The following is a 4,937-nucleotide window of genomic DNA, read 5'->3' on the forward strand; positions in this document are numbered from 1 at the left end:
GCCAGCGAATTAATTAGTGATGATGCCAATTTTGTAAAAGCATTGAGCAAGGCAGATGTAGAATATTTGTTTAGTTAGATGGTGGGATTTAGTAAAATTTCATTCTTATTCTCAACTCAACCAAGGTCTCTTCACAAATCACAGGCGCAGGACTCCTTCCTGTGTCTCCCCCGTTACTAATCTTCGTGTCGTAATAATTCTGGTTAACTTAATAAGATTCGGCACTGGGAAATCGCATATAAACTTCGGCTTCATTTCAGCGACTGAAAGTATGCTACTTTGAAATTTGGCCTTCTTCTTCAATGGCGTTTGCTGAGTAGCATGCTTCCATTAAAACGTACTTACAAAGGCGAGTTATTTCTTACTTAAAAAGGCCAATCATTCTTCCTCACAAAAATGGTTGCTTTTAATTTTTTACTCGTAAAAATTTAAGTAGTCAATGCATTTCTTAGCATGAAGATAGGCTTCACCCTGCCCCTATATCTTTATATTCTAATAAGGCACTCACTAAAAACAAACATCATGAATCAGCATTTAATGAAACAAAAAATTACAACTTTTATCAAAACTTCATGGCAATGGCACCAATTCGGTAATGGGCCTATAACAGAAGGCGTAGGATTACAAATGAGAGATTTAGAAGAAGAAATTCTAAGAGGCTATGGTTTACCACACCTGGCATTTCAATATTCTGAAATGTTGCAGTTTGAAGGATTTTCGAAAAAGAATCTTAAAAAAAGAGCAGCCGGTTTAATGCAAAGATTAACGCAGGCTGCCACTGACTTTTTGCTGGCGCCGATAGAAAAAGATGAAACAGTTTTGCAACAATCAAAAGAAAAACTGCTAGACGGAGTGGAGGTTTTACCAATGATCGGCATAAGCACAGCCCATTACAATCTCTTTTTGTACCATGATTTTTATTTCAGAAATCTACTAAATGAGCAGGCGTTGTTGCAACATTTAAAGAAAGCAGAAGCTTTGGATAAGCAGGAGGAAACGAGGATTCCTTATACCTATCAAACGCTGCAGAATGGCAAACATACCAAAAGGTTGATACAGGCCGGCATACCCTTTATTAAGGAATATCAGCAATTTTTAAAATATACCAGCAATCGTCAAAAATGGGATACGGGTTTTAAAAGAAATGAATTCAAAGCAAAGTCCGCACTGAATGATTCCATCGGCTTGAGTCGTTTCTTTATCACCTACCTGGGCGCTAAAAATGAAGACATGGCAGTAATGGAAATATTGGCGCCAATCAACAACTATTTTGCAAGGTTACGAATTTGGTGTACAACCGAATTAATCACTTTAATACTGCTTCATGCAAAGTATTATTCTTTGGCTATTCCGGCTATGTATGTAATAAACCCACGGTATTTAAAAAATGGTGAAATGCATTTAAGACTAAAAGATGCCCACTATAAAAACATAGAAATCGACAATATTGATATTGGGCTTGAACGTGATAAAGATGAACAAAGTGACATTCCTTATTATTCGGTAAAGTATTTAAAACCAATAACTGCAATCTCTGAAGGGCTTGAACCCGGACAGGTTGATGAATTTCCTTTTTGAATTTAAACAACAAATAAAAAGAGTTCATGAAAATAACTTACAAGCATCTAAAGAAAGCGCTGGATGAAAATGTTGATGAAAGCAGTAAACATCCAGCAGAAGTTGAAGTGCCTATTGAATACCATGTTAAGCGGGCAATTGTTTACAAAATGATGATCCCCCAATTGTTAAATGACTGCGGCGATTATTGCAGTCATGAAGATGCAATCGATTATTATAAAGCCAGTTTGTTGCTTGATCCCTTTCAGGCCGATTTATGGGGCAAAATGGCCTACAATTATCACTTGGCCTATCACAATAAAAAAGCGCTTAAGTGCATTGATAAGGCATTGGCGATTGATGATAAGGATGTTGATCATCTTGAGTTGAAGCAATCAATTTTAATTGATCTACGAAGATTTCCTAAGGCCTTGTTTTTATTTGAGCAAATTGACAAACTAAACCCAGCAAGCAGCGTCAATTACCTGAACCGGGGAAAAGCGTTTATTGAATTAGGTTTTTATGATAAAGCCATTACCAGCTTACTGAAGGCGATGGAGCTGAATCCTGAAAAAAAAGAAATACCCTTTTTCCTTGAAAAAATTTACCGTTATCACATTTTGGATGACGCTTTGGCTGATAAATACGAGGCAATGGTCAGGCAAATTTTATAAATTCTTGCATTACTTTTAAACATAACTTCATAACAAATTATACTTAAATACGTAAACACTAAAACAATGAACAATCCTTGGCAAAAAATTAAAAAAGATAATTACGTTTTATCAATTGATAAAGATAGAATTAACGAGTTTAACAAGAATGAATCGCTTCCGCCTAAATACAAAATTCAAGATCACCTAATTCCTGATCCTTTCTTTGGTAATAAAAAAGCTAAAGTTGTTTTACTTATGTTGAATCCTGGATTTGGCGGGAAAGAAGACAAAGATTATGAACAAAATAATTTTGAAAAAATTCTTTTAAAAAATCTAAAACACTCAAATACTAGAAAGCATTTTTTTTCATTAGATAATGCTTTTGAAGGAACAGACGCACATAATTATTGGAAACCAAGGGTTAAAGAATTAAATGACTTCAATGATAAGGAATTCGATAATAATTTTTTATCTGAACATCTGTTTTGCATCAATCTATTTCCTTATCATTCCAAAGAATACAAAAAAATTAAAGGTGGGTTATTAGAATCTCAGAAATATGCGCTCTATCTATTAAATGAAAAAATACAAGAGAAAGATTCTTTAATCATTTCTATGCGTTCATACAAACCATGGGCAAAAGCGTATTCTGATGAATTCAAAAATGCAGAGACGTTTGATGTATTGGTAAAAAGAAAAAAAATGTTAATAGTTAAAAACCCCCTGAACCCTACCTTATCCCAAAAAAATTTATTGCAAAAAGACGAGACTGATGGGTTTAAAATTCTTAAGGATAAACTCAAAGAATCCCTTTAACCATTTCCTCCATCTCTTTCCCCAATCCTACAGGCTCAATTACATTTATTGAGCCTGCAAAGGATAACAGCAATTGCCTCAGCTCTAAATTGACAATTAAGTTATACTGCATCAACACACTACCATTTTTAAAAGTCTTAATTACTTTTTGTGTATGATGCAAAGGCTGGGTTTTAAAATAAGCAGCCTGCAAGGGGGCTACTTTAATTTTAATGGTTGCAGGTTTGTCTTCCTGCTTTCTGTTTATGCCAATTACATGCTGAAAGTATTGCTCAGGATCAATGCTGCTATTGGGCTTAAAAGGTTTGGAAGAATTCTTTAATTTGTTAATACGGTCAAGGGCAAAAGTGGTTATTCCTTTTTTTTCATCAATCAGGCATACTACATACCAGCGGTTGCGGTATTCTTTCAATAAGTAAGGATGAATAATAAATTCACGCTGCTCATCCGAAATAAACGTTTGGTAGGTAATTTTTAAAACGGCTTCGTCTTTTATTGCCTCGTAGATTGGGTCAAAGTATTGGTAGCCCGCTGTGTTTTCATTTGTTTCAAACTGAATAAAACTGGCGGTAGCAGCATAATTCAGCCTTCTCTGCTGCTTCAATCTCCATACAATATTTTGCAAATTTGTAGAAACCGAAAAGGTCTTCATGGCTGCAATAATATCCACCGCCTTTTGTAATAAGAGTAGTTCATCTACGTCCACCGGAATTTCATTAATAGAAAACTTTGCATCATCGTAATACCATACAGTTCTCTTCCCAATCTTGCGTTTCTTAATGGGCGCATTCTGAGAATTTTTTAAAAACTTGATATCTTCCTGAACTGTTCTTTTATGCAATGTCTTTAATTCCAATTCCACAATCAAATCATCCGTCATCTCATCCAATGTAAGCGGATGCATATTGTTACGCAGGTATTCATTAATTTTTATTTTTCTTTTGTCGAAGTTTTTATTGTCAGGCATTGTTACGAATTTACAAATTTTACTTTTAAAATTTTCCCTTGGCAAAGGCCTATTCAGCCCAATTTAATAACCCACCGTAACCGGCCCAAGCAGCCCGGCTGTTTGAAGCCTGAATGGTTCATCGCCACCCGGCCACACTTCTGATGTCATAAACGACTGATTGGTTTTGCAGAACCGGTCTTTGGGATTCAATAACATATCGCCTGTCATCCGGTTAACCCATAGGTTCACTATTTCTATCTTCAGCTCATTTTCGCCGGTTTTAATTAAATGACTGAATCTGCCTCGTAGGCTTTTTCTATAAATTCTCCCTGCTTCTTTTAATGACCAATTAACAAAAGCAAACCTATTTCCGCTTCAAATAAGTTCTGCTCATTTCATCATACAAAAGTAAAAACTCATTGGATTTACCATCTCTATCAAAAAATTGTTCCCACGTGCTGAGTGGTTCCCAAATACAAGTTCCCTTTCCTTTTCCGTTGGGCAAACCAAATGCAATCTTATTTACTTCTTCTTTTAATGCAGAGTATTCAACCACAATTACGTCTTTGTTGTAACGCCGTACAAGGTCGTTGAGATTATTGTCAAGATCGGCTAATGTACCATGCCACTTTGGATAATACGATTGACCAATTACATCAAAATGAACGCCACGGGCAATCATGTTATCGATAAAGAAAACAGATTCGTTGTTTTGTCCGCCTAATGCAACATGCAACATCATTTGCACGGTTGGGTCAACGGCTTTTACTGCGGCGGTACCTGCACAAAGCAATTGTGCCAACTGATCAATATTTGCCACATTACCATCGGGCCACACAATGCCATGATTAATTTCGTTACCTACCTGCACCATATCCGGCGTTGTGCCTTGTGCCTTTAAATCTTCCATTACTTTTTTTGTATAATCGTACAAAGCCTTTTTTAATTCTGCAAACGAA

Annotated in this window: 6 protein-coding genes; 3 read left to right on the forward strand and 3 right to left on the reverse strand. The window is 35.8% G+C overall.

The genetic code is table 11. The features are described 5' to 3' along the window. Positions 1-522 precede the first annotated feature (522 nt). The 3 genes from H7254_RS18030 (at position 523) to H7254_RS18040 (ending at position 3,029) form a co-directional block, all read left to right on the forward strand. Positions 523-1,578 (forward strand): hypothetical protein, encoded by a 1,056-nt coding sequence (locus H7254_RS18030; protein ID WP_301934292.1) that lies wholly within the window; start codon positions 523-525, stop codon positions 1,576-1,578. 26 nt (positions 1,579-1,604) lie between these two features. Continuing rightward, positions 1,605-2,231: a tetratricopeptide repeat protein gene (locus tag H7254_RS18035; protein ID WP_301934293.1), complete on the forward strand. Its 627-nt coding sequence runs from the start codon at positions 1,605-1,607 to the stop codon at positions 2,229-2,231. Between the two features lie 66 nt (positions 2,232-2,297). After that, positions 2,298-3,029 (forward strand): hypothetical protein, encoded by a 732-nt coding sequence (locus H7254_RS18040; RefSeq protein WP_301934294.1) that lies wholly within the window; start codon positions 2,298-2,300, stop codon positions 3,027-3,029. Here H7254_RS18040 and H7254_RS18045 read toward each other — a convergent pair. The 3 genes from H7254_RS18045 to H7254_RS18055 form a co-directional block, all read right to left on the reverse strand. Then, positions 3,013-3,996: a YafY family protein gene (locus H7254_RS18045; protein ID WP_301934295.1), complete on the reverse strand. Its 984-nt coding sequence runs from the start codon at positions 3,994-3,996 to the stop codon at positions 3,013-3,015. The two genes, H7254_RS18040 and H7254_RS18045, sit on opposite strands and share 17 nt — an antisense overlap. A 63-nt stretch (positions 3,997-4,059) precedes the next feature. Continuing rightward, on the reverse strand, positions 4,060-4,227 hold the full coding sequence (locus tag H7254_RS18050; RefSeq protein ID WP_301934296.1) for a hypothetical protein: 168 nt from the start codon (positions 4,225-4,227) through the stop codon (positions 4,060-4,062). A 115-nt stretch (positions 4,228-4,342) separates the two neighbouring features. Next, a partial coding sequence (locus tag H7254_RS18055) for a glycosyl hydrolase 53 family protein (protein ID WP_301934297.1) occupies positions 4,343-4,937 on the reverse strand: 595 nt, incomplete at its 5' end.

Source organism: Ferruginibacter sp. (assembly GCF_014377975.1).
GTDB lineage: Bacteria > Bacteroidota > Bacteroidia > Chitinophagales > Chitinophagaceae > Ferruginibacter.

What these genes read in the sequence shown, in the direction of transcription:
- H7254_RS18035 (WP_301934293.1), top strand. Translation starts at nt 1,605, where the DNA reads ATGAAAATAACTTACAAGCATCTAAAGAAAGCGCTGGATGAAAATGTT.
- H7254_RS18040 (WP_301934294.1), top strand. Translation starts at nt 2,298, where the DNA reads ATGAACAATCCTTGGCAAAAAATTAAAAAAGATAATTACGTTTTATCA.
- H7254_RS18045 (WP_301934295.1), bottom strand. Translation starts at nt 3,996, where the DNA reads ATGCCTGACAATAAAAACTTCGACAAAAGAAAAATAAAAATTAATGAA.
- H7254_RS18030 (WP_301934292.1), top strand. Translation starts at nt 523, where the DNA reads ATGAATCAGCATTTAATGAAACAAAAAATTACAACTTTTATCAAAACT.